Source organism: Arthrobacter sp. 01T428 (assembly GCF_056398685.1).
Genome location: NZ_JBFTPW010000013.1, coordinates 1 through 20,492, shown reverse-complemented (window position 1 = coordinate 20,492; position 20,492 = coordinate 1). Strand labels below are relative to the sequence as shown.

Sequence of the window (20,492 nt, the reverse complement as noted above, 5' to 3'; positions counted from 1 at the left end):
AATCAAAGGAGAATCAACCATGATGCGCATCGGCATAGACGTCGGCGGCACCAATACCGACGCCGTCCTCATGAATGGCAGCAGCGTCCTGGCTGCCACCAAGACCCACACCACCGAAGATGTCACCAGCGGAATCGTCAGCGCCCTGCGGCAACTCCGAGAAGCGGCCAGTTTCGATCCCGGCGACGTAGCCGCCGTCATGATCGGCACGACGCACTTCATCAACGCGCTCGTGGAGGGCAAGAACCTGACCCCGACGGCGGCCATCCGCTTCGGACTTCCGGCCACCCGGGCTCTGCCGCCCCTGGTGGACTGGCCGCGCCGCTTGGTGGATGTCCTCGGCGGACACAGCTACCTCTGCCACGGCGGCCACGAGTACGACGGTCGCCAGATCAGCCCCTTCGACGAGCGCGAGTTCCGGGAAGTCCTGGACAAGGTCGCGGATGCAGGGGCCCGCTCCATCGCCCTGTCCTCGGTGTTTTCCCCCATCAATGCCGAGTTCGAGCTGCGGGCAGCACAGATCGTGGACAGCGAATACCCGGAGCTGTCCGTCAGCCTCTCCCACGAGATCGGACGGATGGGCCTGCTCGGCCGCGAGAATGCCACCATCATCAACGCGGCACTCCGCGACCTCGCCGATCACGTCACCTCGGGCCTGAGCCGCACCGTTGCCGAAGCGGGCATCAGCGCTCCCGTATACCTTAGCCAGAACGATGGCACCCTGATGGACATCGACTACGCCCGCAGGTACCCCGTGGCCACGTTCGCGTCCGGCCCCACCAACTCGATGCGCGGGGCCGCGTTCCTTTCCGGAGAGCAGGACTGCGCGGTGGTCGACGTCGGCGGCACCACCACCGACGTCGGCATCCTCCAGTCTGGCTTCCCGCGCGAGGCCTCCACCGACGTCGCGGTCGCCGGGGTACAGACGAACTTCCGCATGCCTGATGTGCTGTCCATTGGAATTGGCGGTGGCAGTTTGGTCCGCTCGCTCGACGGAAGGGTCGAGGTAGGCCCAGGCAGCGTCGGCTACGCGTTGACCGAACGTGCCTTGCTGTTCGGCGGAGATACCCTGACGGCCACCGACGTTGCCGCAGCCGCTGGCCTGATCCAACTCGGTGACAACGACCGCGTCGCAGGGCTTGACCCCGCAATGGTGCGGGCCGCCCTGGAAAGCATCGCTACGCGGACGGCTGAAACCGTTGACCGCATGCGGACCTCGGCCGAACCTGTGCCCGTGGTGGTGGTCGGCGGCGGCGGCTTCCTGGTTCCGGACAACCTGGCCGGCGCCTCGGCAGTGCTGCGGCCCGAGCATGGTTCCGTTGCCAATGCGATCGGCGCCGCCATCGCGCAAGTGGGCGGCGAAGTGGACCGGGTCTTCTCTGTGGATCCCGGCAGCCGCGATTCAGTGCTCGACGCCGCGCGGCAGGAAGCCACCGACCGTGCCATCGCAGCCGGTGCACGCCCCGATTCGGTCTCGATCGTGGACATCGAAGAAGTTCCCTTGGCGTACTTGCCCGGCAACGCCACGCGCATCCGGGTCAAGGCAGTCGGCAACCTGGCTCTTGGAGGCAACAATGCGTGAAATTGATGAAACCCAAATGTCGGACATCGCCCGCGGAGCCGCTGTGCTGGGCACAGGCGGCGGCGGCGATCCCTACGTGGGCAGGCTCCTGGCCGAGCAGGCGCTTCGCCAGCACGGTCCGGTGATACTGCTCGACGTCGACGAGTTGCCGGACGACGCCGTCGTAGTCCCCGTCGCGCTCATGGGCGCACCGACCGTGATGCTGGAGAAGATGCCGGCCGGCGACGAAGCCACGAACGCGCTGCGCGCCGTCGAGCAACTGATCGGCAAGCGCGTCACGCACACCGTCTCCATCGAGGCAGGCGGCCTGAACTCCGTGACTCCCTTTGTTGCCGCGGCGGAACTGGGTTTGCCGCTAGTTGATGCTGACGCCATGGGGCGCGCCTTCCCGGAACTTCAAATGGTCCTGCCGACACTCAGCGGAGTCCACGCAAGCCCCATGACCATGGCGGACGAACGCGGAAATGCGATTACACTGCAGACCGTCGATAATGCCTGGGCCGAACGCTTGGCCCGCGCCGTAACTATCGAGATGGGCTGCACCGCCGCGGTCAGCCTGTATGTCTTGACCGGTAAGCAAATCAAGGAGCTCATGGTTCCCGGAACCATCACCTTGTGCGAACGGCTGGGAACCGGCATCCGAGAAGCCCGCGAGCAGCACCGGGATCCCGTCGCGGTGGCCACGGAGCTGCTGCGCGGCAAGAAGCTGTTCACCGGTAAGATCGTGGACATCCAGCGCAGGACGGAGGCCGGTTTCGCACGAGGCGAGGCACACTTGGATGGCGTCGGCGAGGACCTGGGCTCGCGCTTCGAACTCGCCTTCCAGAACGAACACCTCGTGGCGCGGCGCGACGGCGAAGTGGTGGCCAGCGTCCCGGATCTCATCTGTGTCCTGGACACGGATTCCGGCGAGCCAGTCACCACGGAGATGCTCCGCTACGGTGTCCGTGTCACGGTCCTCGCTGCCCCGTGCGACCCCCGCTGGCGCACCGATGCTGCGCTCGAACTGGTGGGACCTGGCTACTTCGGCTACCACCACGAGTACATGCCAATCGGCTGAATCGCCCGTGCCACAATGATCACCATGAGGACCTATCCCGTGCCAGCACTGCCGTGAGGCAACGAGTACCGGTGGAACGCTATCTGGGCGTGGACGACGTATCCGCGCTGGCCGCGGGAGCAGGTCTGCTGGGGTCCGGCGGCGGCGGGGATGCCGCCGTCGGATCCCGGCTTTTACGGCATGTGCTCCAAGGCGGAGGGCGCGCCCGTCTGGTAGCGGCCGGTGATTTGCCTCCGGACACGGTAGTGGTCCATGTCGGGCTCGCCGGGGCGCCGGACGTCGTCGCGGAGCGGCCACCGGGCGGGGAAGACTTTGCCAACGCTGTTACCGCGCTGGCAGGTGCCCTGCGGCAACGCGTTGGGGCCATTGGCGTGATCGAAATCGGCGGGTTGAACGCCCTCATCCCTTTGGTTGCCGCGCAAGTGCTCGGGCTTCCCGTGGTGGACGGCGACCTCATGGGCCGGGCTTTCCCCCGGATCAGCCAGACAACCCTCGCCGCCGCAGGCCACCGGGCCACGCCCATGGCAGTGGTTGGGCCCGCGGGAGACTCCGTCATTGTCGAATCCGCCTCCATCGATGCGGCGGACAGGATCATGCGCGCCAACGTCGCCGCCCTTGGTGGTGCCGCAGCAGTGGCTCTCTACCCCTGCCGGGCCGACACTTTGGCAGCACTTGGCCTGCCCGGTTCGGTGAGCAAATGCCTCGCGCTCGGCCGGGCCCTCGCCGCTTCGGCGGGGCGCAGTGTTTCGGACCTCGCCAAGCGGCTGGGTGGCGAGCTGCTGTGCGAGGGCAGGGTGGACGAGATCCGGCCCCGCCGCGGCGAAGTCCCCGGCAGCCTCACGGTCACGGACCGCTCAGCCGGGCACATCCTGAGGCTGGACATGCTCGACGAATACCTAAACGTGGCCATCGACGGCGTCTCCCGCGCGTCCGCGCCCGACGTCCTGGCTGTGCTGGACCCCGTGACCTTTGTTCCCGTTCCGCCGGACAGGCTCCGTTCGGGACAATCCATCGCCCTGCTCCGCCTTTCGTCGATTCCGGGTTGGCCGGACGGCGCTGAAGAGCTGATCGGACTCACCGCTTTCGGGATCGACGCCGGCCAGCCGGAGGCCACCCGATGACCGCCGGGTACGCTCCGGTCAGCGTGCGGGATCTCCTCACCGAAACGGTGCTCGCCGGTGCCGCCGTCGTCGCCGGCAGGCAAGGACTCGATCGTCCCGTCCGGGACTTGAGCTGGTACAGCGGGGCGCTCCCGACGACGGCGAACGGTCACCTCATGGTGTGCGCCGCGGCAGCGGTGACGCCGTCCTACCGCTTGGAGGCCCTCGTCCGGCGGGCCGAATCGGCTGGCGTTGCCGCCCTGCTGATCGCCTCCGAGGAACAACCACCCCTGCTCTCCACTCTCCGCCTTGCCGACCGTCTTGGCATTCCAGTGCTGTCCGTTGTGGGGGCCGACCTCGTGGAACTGCTCCACCGGCTCACCATCCGGGTCCGTGCACCGGAAGTGCAGAGGGCCAGGCTCATCGAGGACGTCGTCCGCCGCCTCAGCACTAAGACAACGGCAGAGGACATTCTGGCCGCGTTGGGCTTGGCGTTGTCCCAATCGGTCTGGTTGCTCTCATCGGACGGGAGTGCGATCCACGGCGAACCCATCAGCCTGCCTTCCACGCTCAGGCTGGACCTGGCCGTCCCGCAGCACAGCGATCCCTCCGCCGACGGACAGATCCTGATCCATCCCGTGACCGAGCCAGGCCCAACGCAGGCCGCCGCATGGCTCGCGTCCCACACTGCCGGCAGCGACGAACACCAGCGCATTGCCACCGCCAGTGCCCTGGCGGTGGCCGAACCTTATGTCCGAGCATGGCTCATTAGCCAGCGGGTAGCAGCCGAAAGGGATTCCGTGTTCCACGGCCGCCTTCTCGCGGACCTGATCGCTGGGCAAGGCGTGGTCAGCCAAGACGTCGTGGAACGCGCGCTGTCCGCAGGTTGGCGGCTCCAGGACTGGCACGTGGGAATTCATTTGGTCCGGACCGCGAGGGTGCCGGACCCTTTGCGGGATGATCCGGTCACGTCGATGAGGAAGCTTCGGAACGCCCTTGAGGCCCAAAAGCTCATGGGACCCGTGGTGGACCGCGGTGATGGGTGGACAGTTTGGATCAGCAGCGCCACCGAACCGCCGTCGTCGGATGGCCGCCGGGTCCTGCGTTCGGTGCGCCTCATGCTGGCCCAGCTGCCCGCACACTGGGAGGTGGTGGCCGGAGTGGGGCGCGTTCATCACGGACCCGGAGGGCTGGTCAGCAGCCTCCTGGAGGCCCGCGACGCCGCAACATTGGCGAGGACCCACGAATACCGTCCTGCGGCCGAACACATCGATGAGCTGGGCGTCGCGAGGCTCTTGGCCGCGTGGCAGGAGTCCGAGATCCTGCGGGCCTTCGCCGAGACCGCGTTGGCCCCGCTCAAAGGCGTGGACGGCGGCCAACTCCTACGCACCTTGCGGGCCTACCTCGAGGCCGGGGGCTCGGTGTCCACCACGAGCATCGTTCTGGGCCTGCACCGCAACACCGTCACGGCACGCCTGCACCGTCTCCGCGAGCGCCTGGGCGTGGACCTGGATGATCCCAACCAGCGGCTTGCACTTCAATTGGCCTGCCGCAGCATCGAGACCGAGCACGGTTAAGGGTTCCGACAGTTCAGGGCAACCCGCACAGTCATCCCGTATTCGCAGTGCTCGCTGCCCGTTCCGGGTTGTGAACGGGGGACCTAGTGTTGCCAGCACATGTACCCCTACAGGAGGATCTGTCATGCATCTTCGAGTCATAGTCCCCGTCATCGGCGACACCTTTGCCGAGTCGGTCGGGGCTGAGATCGCCGCTTGGGTTTCACCCGGGACGACTTTCGACGTGGTCGCCCTCGCCCGCGGAACAGCAAGCATCGAGTCCGAGTACGACGAAGCCCTCGCCGCACCGGGCATCCTCGACCGGATCGACGAGGCAAGCAGCGACGGCGTCGATGCCGTGTTTGTTACCTGCTTCGGCGATCCGGGGGTGCACGCGGCGCGGGAAATTGCGGACTACCCGGTGGTTGGCGGCTTCGAACCGGCAGTCCTCCACGCATTGAGCTTGGGCGAAAGGGTCGGCATCGTCACCGTGCTTCCCAACGTCTTGCCGATGCTGCGCAGCCTCACCCGGCGGTACGGCTTGAGCGAGCGGATCGGCTGCATCCGCGTTGTGGACTTGCCGGTGCTTGGTCTGGAGGACCACGAACTGCTCCTGGACCGCCTCCATGCGCAGGCCTCCGAGGCCGTGGACAAGGGCGAGGCCGATGTTATTGTGCTCGGTTGCACCGGGATGCTTGGGGTGGCTGCTGCACTCCAGCGCCGGCTCGAAGAGAACGGCACGTACGTACCGGTGGTGGAACCCACCGGTGCCGCTGTCACCTGGCTCGAAAGCAGCGTCCGGCTGGGCGTCCGGCCAAGCCGAACCACGTACATGCGTCCGCCCGTGAAGGCCCGCAGCGTTTAAGTCGGTGAGCCTATTCCCGTGCGGCCGAAAGTGCCGCACGGGTGGCCACCAGTTTGGCTTCGGCCCCGGACCTCAGGAAGGCGAGATCCGAGTCGACAGCCAGCAGATCGGCGTCGCGCAACGCACCGCTCAATTCGGCTGAGCCACTGAACGCGCCCGTCAGCTTCCCATGATTCCGCGCCACCGCCAGAACATGGCCGATCGCGTCAAGGGTCTTCGGATCCGTGACCCCATCGGCGCCAAGGGACAGGGCCAAATCGTAGGGACCCACGAAGATCCCGTCGATGCCGTCTGCCTGGGCGATTGCCCCGGCATTGGCCAGCCCCGCGGCGCTCTCGATCATGGCCAGGCACAGCACTTTCCCTTCGGGCTGCAGCAGCGAAGGCGCCGCGATGGCAGATCGTGAGGCCCCGAAACTGCGGACACCCTCTGGCGGAAAGGTGCAGGCGGCAGCGATCGCCGCGGCTTGGGCCGCGGACTCGACCATGGGGACTACAACGCCGGCGGCTCCGGCGTCGAGGGCACGGCCGATCTCCGCCGCGCTGTGCCCGGACGTCCGCACCAAAGCAGGCGTTCGGTTGAGTTCGCAAGCGCGGAGCAAACCGGGAAGTCCGTCCAGGGTGGCGGTGCCGTGTTGCAAGTCGATGCCGATCCAGTCGAATCCACTGCCGGACAAGGCTTCCACGCCGTGCGCATCCAGAAAAGTGAGCCAAGCGCCAAGGCGGTTGTTCGTGTGCGCTGTGTTGGCAGGGATCATCGTTTTCTCCTGGTCAGGTGTACCCTAGCCAAATCTACGGCAGGAACTCGACGGGCCCCTTGGGCAGCCCGCCCCCTCCGGGCCCGGTAACTAGGCATTCCGCCCTTGGACGCCCCAACGCCAGCCGTCGTGCGTACCCGCTTACGGGAGCGCTCGCGAAACAATGGAGTCCCGGCGACGACAGCAGGTCGCAGCGCATCTTGCGGACCATGGGGTGAACGTGTGGCATGGCCACGCCTATGCGTGGGAACTCACCCGGGTTTTGGGCATCAGGCGCGATCGGCTGTGCCAAGCGCGATTGGGATCCAATGAACGCGCTTTCAACTTTTCCCGGTAGCCATCTGTTTGCGTGAGATTTACCCATTTAAATCCGCATGTTCCACGGTGAAAGCCAGAATGAAAGCGCGTTCATTTAGTCGCGTTCGCATCCGACCCGCTCACCCCTGGAGACACTTTGAAACGTCGAATCGTCCTGCTTGGTGCCGTACTGGCCGCCGGATCCCTGCTTTCCACCGCTTGCACGCCGCCTGGCCAAGCATCAGCCTCCGCCAACGAATCCCTCATCATCTACAGCAACTCGGTGTCCGACGGGCGCGGCGATTGGCTGAAGAAGGAGGCCGCGACGGCCGGCTTCAAGATCGACTTCGTTGATCTTGGTGGTGGTGACGTGATGAACCGCCTGACAGCGGAGAAAAACAACGCGGTGGCCGATGTAACGTTCGGCCTGAACAACGTGTACTTCGAGAAGCTCAAGGCCCAGAACGTACTCGATCCCTACACCCCGTCCTGGGCAGGGGACGTCGATGCCTCCTTGGGTGACCAGTCAGGCAAGCAATTCTGGCCGATTGTGCGCGAGCCGATCATGCTCGTCTACAACAAAGCCGCCTACGCCACTCCTGCTGCCGCCCCACAGGATTGGACCGATCTCTGGACCAAGGACCAGTTCAAAGGCAAGTACGAGGTGCCCACCGCACTGGGAGGCGCCACCACCCAGATGGTGCTCGCCGGCATCCTGGCCCGCTACGCCGACACCAACGGTGAGCTCGGGATCAGCGCCGAAGGGTGGGCACAAGTAAAGGCCTACTTCGCCAACGGGAGCCGTGCCGTCACGGGCGAGGACCTGTACTCGCGCATGAAGAAATCCCAGGTGGACGCCGGCCAGATGTGGCTGTCCGGCAAGGCGAGCCGCGAAAAGCAATACGGGATCGCAACAGAAGCCGTGAAGCCCGCCGTCGGGGTCCCCTTCGCTGTTCAGCAGATCGGCCTCATCAAAGGCACCAAGAAGGCCGAAACCGCTAAGAAGTTCATCGACTGGTTCGGTTCCGCAGACGTCCAGGCCAAGTGGTCCAAGCAGTTCTTCACCGCCCCCGCTAACAGCAAGGCCGCCACCACCGCAGATGCGCAGGCTATTCAACAGACTGCCGCCTTCAAGAACCAGGCGATCGACTGGACTTTGGTCGGGAAATTCATCGACAAGTGGGTCGAGAAGATCCAGCTTGAGTACTTGAAGGGCTAGCCGATGATCACGTTTGAGAATGTCGAGATCCGTTTCGGAGATTTTGTCGCGCTGCCCGAGTACCAGCTCACGGTGGAAGAAGGCGAGTTTTTCACCCTCCTGGGCCCCTCGGGCTGTGGCAAGTCTACGGCCCTCCGGGCGCTGGCCGGCTTCATCGCGCCCAGCCGCGGGGACATCCGCATCGGCGGCAAGCGTGTCACGCACCTGCCCAGCCACCGCCGCGAAATCGGGATGGTCTTCCAGAGTTACGCCCTGTTTCCCACCCTGTCCGTGTGGGAAAACATCGCCTTCGGCCTCAAGGTTGCGAAGGTTTCCAAGGCCGAGACCGCTGAGCGCGTCCGCGAAATCGCCCGCGAAGTTAATCTCAGCGACGAACAGCTGGGCAAGAGCGTCACTGAGCTTTCCGGCGGCCAGCAACAGCGCGTTGCGATCGCCCGGGCTCTGGTGCTGCGGCCCAAAATCCTGTTGTTGGATGAACCCCTGTCCAACCTCGACGCGAAGCTCCGCCACCAGCTCCGGGCCCAGCTCAAGGATCTACAGCAGCAGTTCGGCATCACCACCGTCTACGTCACCCACGACCAGGACGAGGCGCTGACCATGAGCGATCGCATTGCCGTGATGAACAACGGCCGGATCGAGCAGGTAGGAACGCCCCGGGAAGTGTACACGCGGTCCGCCACCGAGTTTGTGTGCAACTTTGTGGGCGATGCAAACAAGCTCTCCCCCGCCACCGTCAAAGCAGTAATGCGCGACGGCGGGACCCCCCTTGATCCCGCGAGGCCGGCTTACGTGCGGATCGAAAAGGTCAGGATCGAGGCCGCGGGTACCGTCGCATCGGAAGCCGGCCCCGCCCTCCCAGGCCGGGTGAGCTCACGGCATTACCATGGCGTCTACAGCAGCTACCGCGTCGAAACGGATCGCGGAATGTTCCGCGGGATCCTGCAGGAGGATGGGAGGGGAGGCTTCCAGCCCGGGGATTCGGTCCAGCTTCTGATCAATCCGGACGATGTCCTTCAGTACGGCGGCTCCCAGTACGGTGTCTCCCACTACGGGGTCGCCTCGTGAACGGCTCGTTGCGCCAACTGTTTCGGTCTCCGCTGTTCCTGGTGGTCGGGGCAGTACTGTTGTGGTTTTCCGTCACGTTCCTGATCTACCCGAACGTCAGGTTGCTTGGAACGGTCTTCATGCCGGAGGGGCAGTTTTCCTTCGTTGCCATCCGGCGGCTGATGTCCTCCCAACATGCCATGGAATCACTGCGCAACAGCTTCCTACTTGCAGCGGTGCTCTCGGTGACCGTCAACGCCGTCGGGATTTTCATTGTGCTGGCCACACGGTACTTCGACATCAAAGGTGCCCGGGTATTGTGGCTGGGCTACGCCAGCACGCTGATTTACGGCGGAATCGTGCTGGTGGCCGGCTACAAGTTCATCTACGGAGACAGTGGCTTCATCACGCGTCTATTGCTGAATGTGTTCCCGGGCATGAATGCGGCTTGGTTCACCGGCATGTTCGCGGTGGTGTTCGTCATGACGTTCGCCTGCACCGGAAACCATCTGCTGTTCCTCGGCAACGCGCTGGCGAAGGTGGACTTCCAGACCATCGAAGCCGCCCGGATGATGGGCGCTTCAAGCTGGAAAGAGCTGCGCGGCATCGTTCTGCCCACCCTGATGCCGATGATCTATGCCATCACCATCCTGACCTTCCTCGGCGGGCTCGGGGCGTTGGCCGCCCCGCAGGTACTCGGCGGCGAGGACTTCCAGACCGTCACGCCGATGATTTTGACGTTCGCCAACGCTCCCTCGTCCCGGGATCTCGCCGCGACGCTCGCCATCATCCTGGGACTGTCCACGATCGTGCTGCTGGCCGTCATGAACCGCTTGGAAAAGGGCGGGACCTACTTCAGCGTGTCCAAGGTTCCCGCTTCCATGCAGAAGCAAAAGATCGAAAACCCGGTAGCAAATGTTGTGGTGCACGCCGTGGCATACGCACTTTTCGCCGTCTACGCGCTCCCACCGGTCCTGATCGTCGTCTTTTCCTTCACCGACGCAGCCTCAATCCAAAGCGCCACCCTGAACACCGGCAGCTTCACCCTGGACAACTACCTCCGGGTATTCACCGACTATTCGGCCTTATGGCCGTTCCTGGTAAGCATCGGCTACAGTGCCGTCGCGACGATCGTTGTCGTCTTCGGCCTGCTGTTCGTCGCCCGCCTCGTGCAGAAATTCCGCAACGCCGTCACTGCTGCCATCGAATACGTCCTGCATATCCCTTGGATTCTGCCCTCCACCATGGTTGCGCTCGGATTGATCATCACTTTCGACCACTCCGAATGGCTGATGGGCAACATTGTCCTGACTGGGACGCTGGCGATCCTCGCCATTGCCTACGTGATCGGCAAGATTCCGTTCACCCTGCGGATGCTCAAGGCAGCCTTCGCCGCGGTACCCGACCAGTTGGAAGAGGCCGCTGCGATTCTTGGCGCCGGCTCCTTCACCACCTTCCGTCGGATACTTTTGCCGATCGTCGCACCCACGGCGGCGGCTGTAGCCGCCCTGAACTTCAACCACCTGCTGGACGACTACGACACCGCTGTCTTCCTGGCTCACCCCCTGTACCAGCCTTTGGGGATCGTCATCAAGAACGCCACCAACAACGACACCTTGACGGACACCACAGCCCTGACCTTTGTGTACACCGTCATCCTCATGGTCATCACCGGCGTCACCATGTGGCTCGTCTACGGACGGGGAGCCGGACCCGGCGGTTCGCGACGTCGTCGTAATTCCTCAACAAAAGTAGTCCCTGCTCCGCCGTCGACTACACCAGAAACCGCCCGCGCATACCGTGAGCTGGCCACCGCTGGCGCCGCAAACAAGCAACAAGAGAGATAAAAAGATGTTCGGACAGCCACGATTCGTGGAGCAAAATGCCCAACTCAATGCCGCTTTTGAGCACGCCAGGCCCTTGGTGGCCGTCCACCGCGGCACCGGCCTCGGCACCATCGCGGAAAACACCCAGCCGGCCGTAGAGGCAGCCCTTCGCCAAGGTGCCGAAATGGTGGAGATCGACATCGTTGAATCGACCGACGGCGAGTTCTTCCTCTTCCACGACGGCTACGAGCCGATGCACTTCGGGATCGAGGAGAACATCAGGACACTGGATGCCGCATCGATCCGTGCCTTGGAGTACCGCTGGTGCTCGACGGCGAGCAACGAGCCCTACAGGGTGGCAACGCTCGATGAGGTACTGCGTCAAAACCCTCGTGCCCTCTTCAACGTGGACCGCTCCTGGTGGTACTGGGAAAGGCTTCTGCCATACCTGGACAGCTACGACGTCTTGGGCAGGGCCGTGCTGAAATCCCCCGTGGACCGGGAACCGCTGGAGCTGCTGGCAGCGCACCCGGTGAAATATCCCTTCGCGCCCATGGTCCGGTCCCATGAGGACGTTCTCCGTGTGCTGGAGTACACGGAGATCAACACGGTTGGCATGGAACTGCTAGCAGAAGGTCCGGACCACGATTTTGCCTCTCCCGACTATGTGGAGTGGCTCCATTCGCGGGGACTTTTCGTCCTCTTGAACGCCATCAACCTGAGCAACAGGGTGCCCCTGTTCTGCGGCTGGGACGACGAGATGTCCGTGCTTGGCGACCCCGATTCAGGGTGGGGGCGGCTGGTGGGACTTGGTGCCGACATCATCCAGACCGACTGGCCGGGATTGCTGGTCCCCTACCGAAATGCCGTGCTTCAGGGGGCGCCCACGGGCATGTTGGCCAGCCAGTAGAGTTGTGGCTGTGACTGAGCTGGGGCCCCCGAAGGGACGTAACGGAGGATCACCGCTGGGTGTGCGGATGGACGACGTCGCCCAGCTGGCCCAGGTATCCCGGGCCACCGTGTCCCGGGTGTTGATGGGGCATGTGTCTGTTTCTCCCAAGACCCAGGAAAAGGTCAACCGGGCCTTGCGGGAATTGGGCTACGTGCCCAACATGATTGCCAGCGGGCTGGCGGCACGGAGTTCGGACCTGGTGGGCCTGCTTCTGCGGGATCCCAGGAATCCCGCATACGGCCTGCTCCACAGCGAGATTCAGAACGAGGCCAGCCGCTCAGGGCTTCAGCTCATCACAGTGGTTCCCACGGTAACGCGGGGTGCCGAGGAAGAGCTTGCAGGGTTGCGAAGGCTCCTGGGCTTGCGGGTCGGCGGCCTCATGGTTTCCACCGGCGTCATCAAGGCTCACGATCTGGAACCTTTCCTCGACTCGGTGCCGGTGGTGTCCGTCGGCAGGGTGGAGGAACATCCGGGCATTTACGGAGTCTCCTACGACGAGGACACGAACGGTGCCATCCTGGCCGACCGAGTGGCCAGCGCGGGCCATCGCGCCGTGGCGGTGGTGGTTCCCGCATTCTCCCTCTCCACAGCCGAAAACCGGCGGGGTCTCGCCATGGCGGCACACCTGCGCGGGCGCGGCATCGATGTCCACCAGCTCGATACCGATCTCTTTGCCGACTCAATGGACCGTTGTGAGGACATCGTCCGGCTGGCAACCGAAGGACGGATCACCGCAGCTATGTTCCCGTCGGATACCCGTGCCATTTCCTTCATGCCGCTCGCAAGAGCGGCAGGGTTGCGGATCCCCGAGGATCTGTCCATCACAGGGTGCGACGGCATCCTGATGGGCGCCGATCAGATCGGGATCGCCACGCTCAGGATTCCGGTCCATGACGTGGCGGTACGGGGCACTGCGGTCATGGCGGAGCTGCTCAAGAATCGCAGCTCCGCCGCCATACGCCACGAGCGGTTCCCGGGAGTCTTCGTCCCGGGCCGCACCCTGGCCTCACCGGCGCACGTCAGCTGATTCTTCCCGGCACTGTCTTTCAGGAGAACTCCTTCAACGCCTCGGTGAGCAGCCCGCCCGGAGACCCCAGCCGGACATGGACGCCATTCGAAGCCACCAGTTCACCGGCAATGACGACGGCGGTGACGTCGCTCGCCGTCGCGCTGAATGCGAACTGCTGGGGCATGGAACCCGCGGTTCGCACCGAGTCCGGAGCCACAGCCATGAGATCGCACACCGCAGCTACCTCTAGTACCGACGCAATGGGCGTGGCCATGGATGCGGTTGCGCCGATGGTGGCCGCGTGGAACAGTTCTTGCGGTGAAAACCTGCCCCGCTGGCCGGAGCCGAGGCGTTCCCCGTGTTCCAAAGTGCGCATTTCAACCCAGGGATCGATCACGGCGTGTTGGTCGGTACCTAGCGCGATGGTCGAGCCGGCGTCGGACAGGGCGCGTGCCGGGCCGATCCCGTCAGCTAGATCGGCCTCGGTGCTGGGACACATCACCACCGTGGATCCCGCATCTCCGAGGAGTTGGATGTCGTCCGGCGTCAGGTGGGTCGCGTGGACGGCGGAGAGCCGCCGGGACAGCAGGCCGTGGCGGGCAAGAAGCCCGGCAGGCGTGACGCCATAGGCCTGCACGCAGGCTTCGTTTTCAGCCGGTTGTTCACTGAGGTGGATGTGCAGCGGAATATCGGTGGGCAACTGCCGGACGACGGTCTTGAGCGCCTCCTCGGTCACTCCTCGGACGGAATGCAGGGCGGCCCCCACGCCGACCATTTCCGGCGGAAAGCTCCATGCCACCGCGGCACGCAGTGACCCGAGCCGGTCCAGCCAAGCCTGCGCATCGGCGTCGCCAAACCGTGCCTGTTCCGGGCTCAGCGGCGTCCCGATGCCTCCCGCGAGGTACAGGGTGTCCAGCAAGGTCAGCCGGATCCCGGCCGCCACGGCTGCCCTGGCCAACGCCAGTTCCATCGCGTGCGGCTCCGGGTACGGCGTTCCTTCCGGCTGGTGGTGGACGTAGTGGAATTCCGCCACGCTGCTGAAGCCGGACACCACCATTTCGGCGAACACTGCCGTGGCGAGCTTCTCGTACTTCTCCGGTGTCAGTTCCGCAGCGCTCCGGTACATTTGCTCCCGCCAGACCCAGAAGTCACCGCGCCCGTCATGCGTCCGTCCGCGCAGGATCCGGTGAAAAGCGTGCGAATGGGCGTTGGCCGCGGCCGGGAAGACGACGCCGTTCAGTATCCGGTCACCGCTTTCGGGCTCGACGCCGGTAAAGATCCCGGAGATGCGGCCGTTGTCCACCTCCAAGCGGACGCTCGCGGCCACAGCAGAAGCGCCCGCGACAGAACCGCCGTCGGCGTCTATAAGAGCCGCCTCGCACCAGATCCCGCTCACAGGAGCCCCTCCAGAACGTCGGCGAGGGCGACGGCGCCGGCTAAGGCGTCCTCGTCGGCCACGTACTCTTCCGGGGAGTGCGAGATTCCGCTCGGGTTGCGGACGAAAAGCATCGCCGAGGGGACATGTCCAGCCAAGACTCCGGCGTCGTGCCCGGCGCCGGTCGCCAGCACCGGCGCGCCCGGCAGGAGCTCGCCGATGCGTCGGCTCAGCTCGGGATCGAAATGGACGGTGTCGCTGTAGGACTCCTCGGTGAGGGTGACAGTGCATCCCTCACCTGCCGCGATTTCCCGGGCCGCACGGTAGATCGATTCGATCAGTTGTGCCGTCACGGCATCGTCGGGATGGCGGGCGTCAAGCCACAGATCAACGCGGGAGGCAATCACGTTGGTGCCGCCGGGAACCGGGGTCAAGCGCCCCACGGTGGCCCTCGCATCAGCCTGTTTCGCGGCCGCATCACGGACGGCAACGACGATCTGCGCGGCCGCTACCATCGGGTCGGCGCGGTCGGCCATGAGGGTAGTCCCGGCGTGGTTGCCTTGGCCGTTGACGCTGAGTTTCCAGCGGCCGTGGCCCAGAATGGAGCTGCCCACGGCGATGGCCGGCCCGCTTTGGCCCAGTCCCTTCCCCTGTTCCACATGCAGTTCGACGAAGTCGCCGATTCGCGCCATGGCTTTCGGGTCGGGACCCACGTGCCGGGGATCCAGGCCATTGCTCCGGGCGACGTCGGCGAAAGTGTCGCCGTCGACGTCGCGCAGGTTCAGCGCCTTGTCGACGTCGATGGCGCCGGTCAGGAGCCGCGAGCCCAAGCAGGCCACGCCAAAGCGGGATCCTTCTTCTTCCGGGAAGACCGTGATGGCCAGCGAACGCTTCGGCTTGACGCCTCGAGAGGCAAGAACGTCGACGGCGGCGAGTGCGGACGCGACTCCGAGCGGCCCGTCAAAGGCACCCCCGCCCGGGACGGAGTCGAGGTGGCTGCCGGTGACGAGGGCACCGTCCTGGGGCTTTCCCCACCAGGCCCAGATAATGCCGTTACGGTCGGTCTCGACGTCGAGGCCGCGCTGTTGGGCTTGTTCGATGAACCAGTGCCTGAGGTCGAGCTCGGGCGTCGAGTAGACAGCCCTTGAGTATCCTCCGCGAACCGCATCTCGGCCCACGTCCTTGATTGAGTCAAGGAGCTGATTGACGGTTTCCACGTTGTTCCTCCGATGAATGAAGACTGCCACCAAGTAAAAACCACTTGTCACCCCATGACAAGACCTTGAGCGCAGAACCGTGACAATTAACAGGCTTGAAACACCGTCGAAACGGCTTGTTCCCACCAAGCGTCTCAAATCCCGGAATCTCAGGTAATTTCACGAAATCTATTGCCATTCGATGAAAGTTGATTTTTACTAAGTGGCAAGACATGGTGATTCAGACCACTTGAAAGCAGGTCAGTCAGTGGCAGCAGACTCTTCCACCCGGACGGTCGAAAGGGCGTTGGCCCTCCTGAGCGCGGTCTGTACCGATGGCGCCATCAGCTTGAGCGACGCCGCACGCGTTGTTGACTTGTCGGCCAGCACCGCACTCCGGCTCCTCCGCACACTGGAGGGCAGCGGATTCGTGAAGCGGGACCCGAGCGGAAACTTCCGGCCCGGCGCCAGTGTCATCCAGTTGGGAGCACTCGCGCTCGGACAGGAATCCCTCGTGTCTCTGTGCACACCGCATATGAAGAGGCTGGTGGCCGACACGGGCGAGTCCTGCTATTTGAGCATTCCTGGTCCTGGGGAAACCGGAATCTACATCGCCATTGTCGAAGGTACGCACTCTGTCCGGCACACCAGTTGGGTCGGCAGGAGCATTCCGCTGGAAGGATCCGCCGCCGGGAAGGTCCTCACTGGCGGGCAGAACGGCCGCGGCTTCGCCATCGTGCGAAGCGGCGTAGAAGACGACATTACGGCCGTCGCCGCACCCATCGTGATCGGCGGCCGCACCGTGGCAGCCCTCAGCATCGTCGCACCGAGCTACCGCTTGGGCGAGGCGAAGGCCCAGACATTTGGCGAGGAACTGGCGAGGGTGGCGAACAATATCCTCGTGGAACCCTCCGGAGACCATGAAGTGCCCCAGGAAAGCATGGAAAAGAAATGATCAAGTTTGAAAATGTCACCAAGGCGTACCCGGACGGGACGGTCGCCGTCGACGGCCTGAACCTCGAGGCGCCCACCGGCAAGCTGACCATCTTGGTTGGCCCGTCCGGCTGTGGCAAGACCACGTCCCTCAGGATGATCAACCGCCTCATCGAACCCACCAGCGGCACCATCTACCTCGATGACCAGCCGACGTCGGGCATGGACGCTGCGTTGCTGCGCCGCCGGATCGGCTACGTCATCCAGCACGCCGGCCTCTTTCCGCACCGCACTATCGTCGACAACGTGGCAACGATGCCCGTGCTGCTCGGCGAGAGCAGGCAAAAGGCCCGTATGAAAGCCCTCGAGCTCATGGAGCGCGTCGGACTCCCCGCGAGCTTCGCCAAGCGCTACCCGTGGCAACTGTCCGGTGGACAGCAGCAGCGCGTGGGCGTGGCCCGGGCTTTGGCTTCGGATCCGGCCTTCATGCTCATGGACGAACCCTTCAGTGCCGTTGACCCCGTGGTCCGCGCACAGCTCCAGGAGGAGTTCCTCCGGCTGCAGCGCGAGATCGGCAAGACCATCATCATGGTCACCCACGACATCGATGAGGCCCTCAAGCTCGGCGACCAGGTTGCCGTGATGCGTGTCGGCGGAAAACTCGCCCAGATGGCCACGCCGTCGGAGCTGCTGACGTCCCCGGCTGACGAATTCGTGGCCGACTTCGTGGGACGTGACCGTGGCTACCGTTCCCTCGGCTTCACCAACGCGGCCGGCACGGTTGCCGTTTCCGAAGAAGCCGTGGTCACCCTCGGCGCATCTGCCGCCGAGGCCCAGAGCAAGGCCACGGGGGCCTGGGTGCTGGTGGTCGACCCGCTGCGGAAGCCGCTCGGCTGGGCACAAGCGGACCTCATCAAGGGCGAGCTCACGAGGGAGCACCTCAACCTCAGCGGCACCTCCGCGTCGTCGTCCGGGACCATGCGCCAGTTGCTCGACGCCGCGCTTTCCTCCCCCAGCCGGCGCGGCGTCGTCGTCAACGAACACGGCGAGCTTATCGGCACAGTGACGGCCACCGACGTCGTCAAGGCGATCGAGGCCGAGCCGCACTTGGAGACGGCGCGATGAACTTTGAATGGCTCGGCCGTCAGTCCGACAACATCGTCTTCCTCCTCGGTTGGCACGTGCTGCTCGCCGTCACTCCCCTTATCCTCGGCCTGCTGATCGCATTGCCCCTTGGCTGGTGGGCACACCGCAGCCGCCGGATCTATCCCCTTCTGGTAGGCGTGGCGGGCCTGCTTTACACAGTCCCTTCCCTCGCACTGTTCGTCCTGTTGCCGCTGGTCCTTGGCACCAAGATCCTGGATCCCCTCAACATCGTGGCAGCTCTGACCATCTATACCGTGGCGCTGCTGGTACGCGTCGTAGCCGACGCCCTGGATTCCGTGCCGGAAGACACGGTCCAAGCCGCCAAGGCGATGGGCTACCGCGGATACCAGAGCCTGGTGAAAGTGGAGCTACCCGTGGGCGTCCCGGTCATCAGTGCCGGACTCCGCGTCGCGGCAGTCTCCAACGTGAGCCTTGTTTCCGTGGCAGCATTGCTCGGCATCCCGCAGCTCGGCTCGCTCTTCACCCAAGGCTTCCAGTTGCGGTTCTTCACCCCGATCATCGCCGGCATCATCCTCTGCGTGGTCCTGGCCATGATCCTTGACGGACTGATCATCCTCCTCAACCGGTGGCTGACACCGTGGACCCCCAAGGTGGTGGCATCATGATCAACTACTTGTTCAATCCCGCACACTGGAGCGACGCCGACGGCATCCCCACCCTGATCGGCGAACACCTGCTCTACTCCCTCATTGCCCTCGTCGTCGCGGCCATCATCGCCGTTCCGCTCGGTATCTACATCGGAGTCACAGGCAAGGGCGTCTTCATGATCGCGGGCCTGGCCAACGCCCTCCGTGCCCTCCCCAGCGTGGGCCTGCTGATTCTGTTGGTCCTGCTGATCTCGCCCGCGTTCCCGTCCAAAATGGGCTACATCCTGCCGAGCCTCATCGTCCTGGTGCTCCTCGCGGTCCCACCCATCCTGACCAACACGTACGCCGGTGTCCGCGCGGTGGACGCTGCCGCCGTCGACGCCGCCAAGGGCATGGGCTTCCGCACCATGAAGATCCTCACGGACATCCAGCTCCCTTGCTCGCTCCCGCTCATGCTTTCCGGGGTCCGCAGCGCATTGCTGCAGATCATCTCGACGGCGACCATCGCCGCGTACATTTCGCTCGGCGGCCTCGGACGGCTGCTGATCGACGGCAAGGCCCAGAACGATTACAGCCAGATGGTGGCCGGAGCCGTGCTGGTTGCGCTGCTGGCCCTGTTCTTCGACCAATTGCTCGCCTTCATCACCCGCAGGGTCGTCTCACCCGGACTGACCCGGCGCACCGTCAAGGCGGCCGCCCCGGCCGCGGCGGCTGACACCGTGAAAACCCCCGTCACGGTCTAAGCAGCTCCCCCGCTTCATCGCCGTCGGGCGCCCTGCCCTACGGCGGCAACACCGTTCAAACCACCCCCACTTGGCCACCGCATGCCCTGCAACGGCCCTCCCAGAGAGAATTGACATGAAAAAGTACCTGACTGGTTTCGCCCTGGCGGCTGCCACCGCCATCGCCCTGAGCGCTTGTGGTGGGGATCCCATGAGCTCCACCAACAACAACTCCCAGGCCGCAGGATCGACGGACAGCATCATCGTCGGCTCCGCGGATTTCCCGGAAAGCCAGCTCATTGCCAAGATCTACGCCGAGGCCCTCAAGTCGAAGGGCGTCCAGGTCACGGAGAAGCCCAGCATCGGCAGCCGCGAAGTCACCATCCCGGCACTGAAGGACGGTTCCATCGACCTCATGCCGGAGTATGGCGGCGCGCTGCTGCAGTACCTCGATGCCTCCACCAAAGCGGTAACCTCGGATGAGGTCACCAAAGAGCTGAGCACCAAGATTCCGTCCGGTCTCACGCAGCTGACGGCATCCAAGGCACAGGACAAGGACGTCTTGGCGGTCAAGAAAGAAACCGCCGACAAGTACAACCTCAAGTCCATCAGCGACCTTCAGCCTGCTGCCAAGGACCTCGTCCTGGGCGGCCCGCCGGAGTGGAAGACCCGTATTAACGGCGTTGCCGGCCTGAAGTCCGTCTACAACCTCGACTTCAAGGAGTTCTCAGCGCTCGACGCCGGCGGTCCGCTCACGCTGAACGCCCTCCTTTCCGGTCAGGTACAGGTTGCCGACCTCTTCAGCACCGATCCCGCCATCGCCGCCAACAACCTGGTTGCCCTGGAAGACAACAAGAATCTGTTCTTGTCCGAGAACATCGTTCCCGTCATCAACCAGAAGAAGGCCAGCGACACCGTCAAGGGCGTGCTGGACAAGGTATCTGCCGCGTTGACCACCGATGACCTGATCCAGATGAACGGCAGGACCGCCAAGTTCGAGGACATGGGACAGATCGCCCAGGACTGGCTCAAGTCCAAGAACTTGGCCTAGTTCGAGCACGAAGCAACTAGTCCCGCTCACCAAGGAGTACGAAGAATGGCACCCGCTGATTTCACTACCGGAGCCCGTCCGGTCAAGGCCGCGCGCGGCACGGAGCTGACCGCGAAGAGCTGGCAGACCGAAGCGCCGTTGCGCATGTTGATGAACAACCTGGACCCGGAGGTCGCCGAGCGTCCGGATGACCT

The 20,492-nt window shown here is 64.4% G+C and carries 19 protein-coding genes; 16 read left to right on the top strand and 3 right to left on the bottom strand.

What is annotated here, in order from left to right; genetic code table 11:
• The first annotated feature begins 22 nt into the window (after nt 1-22).
• From AC1DJB_RS14895 to AC1DJB_RS14875, 5 genes are all read left to right on the top strand, one after another.
• Entirely contained in the window at nt 23-1,582 is a 1,560-nt protein-coding gene (locus AC1DJB_RS14895; RefSeq protein ID WP_441433307.1) for a hydantoinase/oxoprolinase N-terminal domain-containing protein, read from the top strand.
• The gene (locus AC1DJB_RS14890) at nt 1,575-2,642 is read left to right on the top strand and encodes a DUF917 domain-containing protein (protein ID WP_441433257.1); all 1,068 of its coding nucleotides are present in this window, start codon (nt 1,575-1,577) and stop codon (nt 2,640-2,642) included. Before AC1DJB_RS14895 ends, AC1DJB_RS14890 begins: the two co-directional genes overlap by 8 nt.
• Nucleotides 2,643-2,713: 71 nt before the next feature.
• Entirely contained in the window at nt 2,714-3,763 is a 1,050-nt protein-coding gene (locus AC1DJB_RS14885) for a DUF917 domain-containing protein (protein ID WP_441433256.1), read from the top strand.
• Entirely contained in the window at nt 3,760-5,319 is a 1,560-nt protein-coding gene (locus AC1DJB_RS14880; RefSeq protein ID WP_441433255.1) for a helix-turn-helix domain-containing protein, read from the top strand. The genes AC1DJB_RS14885 and AC1DJB_RS14880 overlap by 4 nt, the downstream gene beginning before the upstream one ends.
• Nucleotides 5,320-5,443: 124 nt before the next feature.
• Nucleotides 5,444-6,163, top strand: coding sequence for an aspartate/glutamate racemase family protein (locus AC1DJB_RS14875; RefSeq protein WP_441433254.1), 720 nt, complete (start codon nt 5,444-5,446; stop codon nt 6,161-6,163).
• A 10-nt stretch (nt 6,164-6,173) separates the two neighbouring features.
• On the opposite strand, the gene AC1DJB_RS14870 is transcribed toward AC1DJB_RS14875, so the two are convergent.
• Entirely contained in the window at nt 6,174-6,920 is a 747-nt protein-coding gene (locus tag AC1DJB_RS14870; protein ID WP_441433253.1) for an HpcH/HpaI aldolase family protein, read from the bottom strand.
• Nucleotides 6,921-7,374: 454 nt separating this feature from the next.
• Between AC1DJB_RS14870 and AC1DJB_RS14865 the strand changes: the two genes are divergently transcribed.
• The 5 genes from AC1DJB_RS14865 to AC1DJB_RS14845 are packed head-to-tail and all read left to right on the top strand — an operon-like array spanning nt 7,375 to nt 13,285.
• Nucleotides 7,375-8,436, top strand: a complete 1,062-nt coding sequence (locus AC1DJB_RS14865; RefSeq protein WP_441433252.1) for an extracellular solute-binding protein — start codon at nt 7,375-7,377, stop codon at nt 8,434-8,436.
• Nucleotides 8,437-8,439: 3 nt separating this feature from the next.
• Nucleotides 8,440-9,501 (top strand): ABC transporter ATP-binding protein, encoded by a 1,062-nt coding sequence (locus AC1DJB_RS14860; protein WP_441433251.1) that lies wholly within the window; start codon nt 8,440-8,442, stop codon nt 9,499-9,501.
• Entirely contained in the window at nt 9,498-11,327 is a 1,830-nt protein-coding gene (locus AC1DJB_RS14855; protein WP_476910555.1) for an ABC transporter permease, read from the top strand. The genes AC1DJB_RS14860 and AC1DJB_RS14855 overlap by 4 nt, the downstream gene beginning before the upstream one ends.
• 4 nt (nt 11,328-11,331) lie before the next feature.
• Nucleotides 11,332-12,216: a glycerophosphodiester phosphodiesterase family protein gene (locus AC1DJB_RS14850; RefSeq protein ID WP_441433249.1), complete on the top strand. Its 885-nt coding sequence runs from the start codon at nt 11,332-11,334 to the stop codon at nt 12,214-12,216.
• 10 nt (nt 12,217-12,226) lie between these two features.
• Complete coding sequence (locus AC1DJB_RS14845; protein WP_441433248.1) at nt 12,227-13,285, top strand: LacI family DNA-binding transcriptional regulator; 1,059 nt, start codon at nt 12,227-12,229, stop codon at nt 13,283-13,285.
• Nucleotides 13,286-13,304: 19 nt separating this feature from the next.
• Here AC1DJB_RS14845 and AC1DJB_RS14840 read toward each other — a convergent pair whose 3' ends face one another.
• On the bottom strand, nt 13,305-14,663 hold the full coding sequence (locus AC1DJB_RS14840) for a formimidoylglutamate deiminase (RefSeq protein ID WP_441433247.1): 1,359 nt from the start codon (nt 14,661-14,663) through the stop codon (nt 13,305-13,307).
• On the bottom strand, nt 14,660-15,859 hold the full coding sequence (locus AC1DJB_RS14835; RefSeq protein WP_306961952.1) for an allantoate amidohydrolase: 1,200 nt from the start codon (nt 15,857-15,859) through the stop codon (nt 14,660-14,662). Before AC1DJB_RS14835 ends, AC1DJB_RS14840 begins: the two co-directional genes overlap by 4 nt.
• Nucleotides 15,860-16,061: 202 nt before the next feature.
• On the opposite strand from AC1DJB_RS14835, the gene AC1DJB_RS14830 reads away from it, so the two are divergent.
• The 6 genes from AC1DJB_RS14830 to AC1DJB_RS14805 all read left to right on the top strand — a co-directional run.
• Nucleotides 16,062-16,793 carry an IclR family transcriptional regulator gene (locus AC1DJB_RS14830; RefSeq protein ID WP_284989880.1) on the top strand — a complete coding sequence of 244 codons (732 nt, stop codon included), beginning with the start codon at nt 16,062-16,064 and terminating at the stop codon, nt 16,791-16,793.
• Nucleotides 16,790-17,896, top strand: coding sequence for an ABC transporter ATP-binding protein (locus AC1DJB_RS14825; protein ID WP_284989879.1), 1,107 nt, complete (start codon nt 16,790-16,792; stop codon nt 17,894-17,896). Before AC1DJB_RS14830 ends, AC1DJB_RS14825 begins: the two co-directional genes overlap by 4 nt.
• Nucleotides 17,893-18,543: an ABC transporter permease gene (locus AC1DJB_RS14820; RefSeq protein WP_059389395.1), complete on the top strand. Its 651-nt coding sequence runs from the start codon at nt 17,893-17,895 to the stop codon at nt 18,541-18,543. The genes AC1DJB_RS14825 and AC1DJB_RS14820 overlap by 4 nt, the downstream gene beginning before the upstream one ends.
• Nucleotides 18,540-19,268, top strand: coding sequence for an ABC transporter permease (locus AC1DJB_RS14815; protein WP_441433246.1), 729 nt, complete (start codon nt 18,540-18,542; stop codon nt 19,266-19,268). Before AC1DJB_RS14820 ends, AC1DJB_RS14815 begins: the two co-directional genes overlap by 4 nt.
• Before the next feature lie 115 nt (nt 19,269-19,383).
• Nucleotides 19,384-20,298 (top strand): ABC transporter substrate-binding protein, encoded by a 915-nt coding sequence (locus AC1DJB_RS14810; RefSeq protein WP_059389394.1) that lies wholly within the window; start codon nt 19,384-19,386, stop codon nt 20,296-20,298.
• Nucleotides 20,299-20,343: 45 nt separating this feature from the next.
• The coding region (locus AC1DJB_RS14805; protein ID WP_441433306.1) for a hypothetical protein at nt 20,344-20,492 on the top strand (149 nt) is incomplete at its 3' end.

Excerpts from the sequence above, each read along its gene's own strand:
- AC1DJB_RS14820 (WP_059389395.1), top strand. The coding sequence starts at position 17,893 with ATGAACTTTGAATGGCTCGGCCGTCAGTCCGACAACATCGTCTTCCTC.
- AC1DJB_RS14825 (WP_284989879.1), top strand. The coding sequence starts at position 16,790 with ATGATCAAGTTTGAAAATGTCACCAAGGCGTACCCGGACGGGACGGTC.
- AC1DJB_RS14870 (WP_441433253.1), bottom strand. The coding sequence starts at position 6,920 with ATGATCCCTGCCAACACAGCGCACACGAACAACCGCCTTGGCGCTTGG.
- AC1DJB_RS14815 (WP_441433246.1), top strand. The coding sequence starts at position 18,540 with ATGATCAACTACTTGTTCAATCCCGCACACTGGAGCGACGCCGACGGC.
- AC1DJB_RS14895 (WP_441433307.1), top strand. The coding sequence starts at position 23 with ATGCGCATCGGCATAGACGTCGGCGGCACCAATACCGACGCCGTCCTC.
- AC1DJB_RS14810 (WP_059389394.1), top strand. The coding sequence starts at position 19,384 with ATGAAAAAGTACCTGACTGGTTTCGCCCTGGCGGCTGCCACCGCCATC.
- AC1DJB_RS14860 (WP_441433251.1), top strand. The coding sequence starts at position 8,440 with ATGATCACGTTTGAGAATGTCGAGATCCGTTTCGGAGATTTTGTCGCG.
- AC1DJB_RS14890 (WP_441433257.1), top strand. The coding sequence starts at position 1,575 with ATGCGTGAAATTGATGAAACCCAAATGTCGGACATCGCCCGCGGAGCC.
- AC1DJB_RS14850 (WP_441433249.1), top strand. The coding sequence starts at position 11,332 with ATGTTCGGACAGCCACGATTCGTGGAGCAAAATGCCCAACTCAATGCC.
- AC1DJB_RS14880 (WP_441433255.1), top strand. The coding sequence starts at position 3,760 with ATGACCGCCGGGTACGCTCCGGTCAGCGTGCGGGATCTCCTCACCGAA.
- AC1DJB_RS14875 (WP_441433254.1), top strand. The coding sequence starts at position 5,444 with ATGCATCTTCGAGTCATAGTCCCCGTCATCGGCGACACCTTTGCCGAG.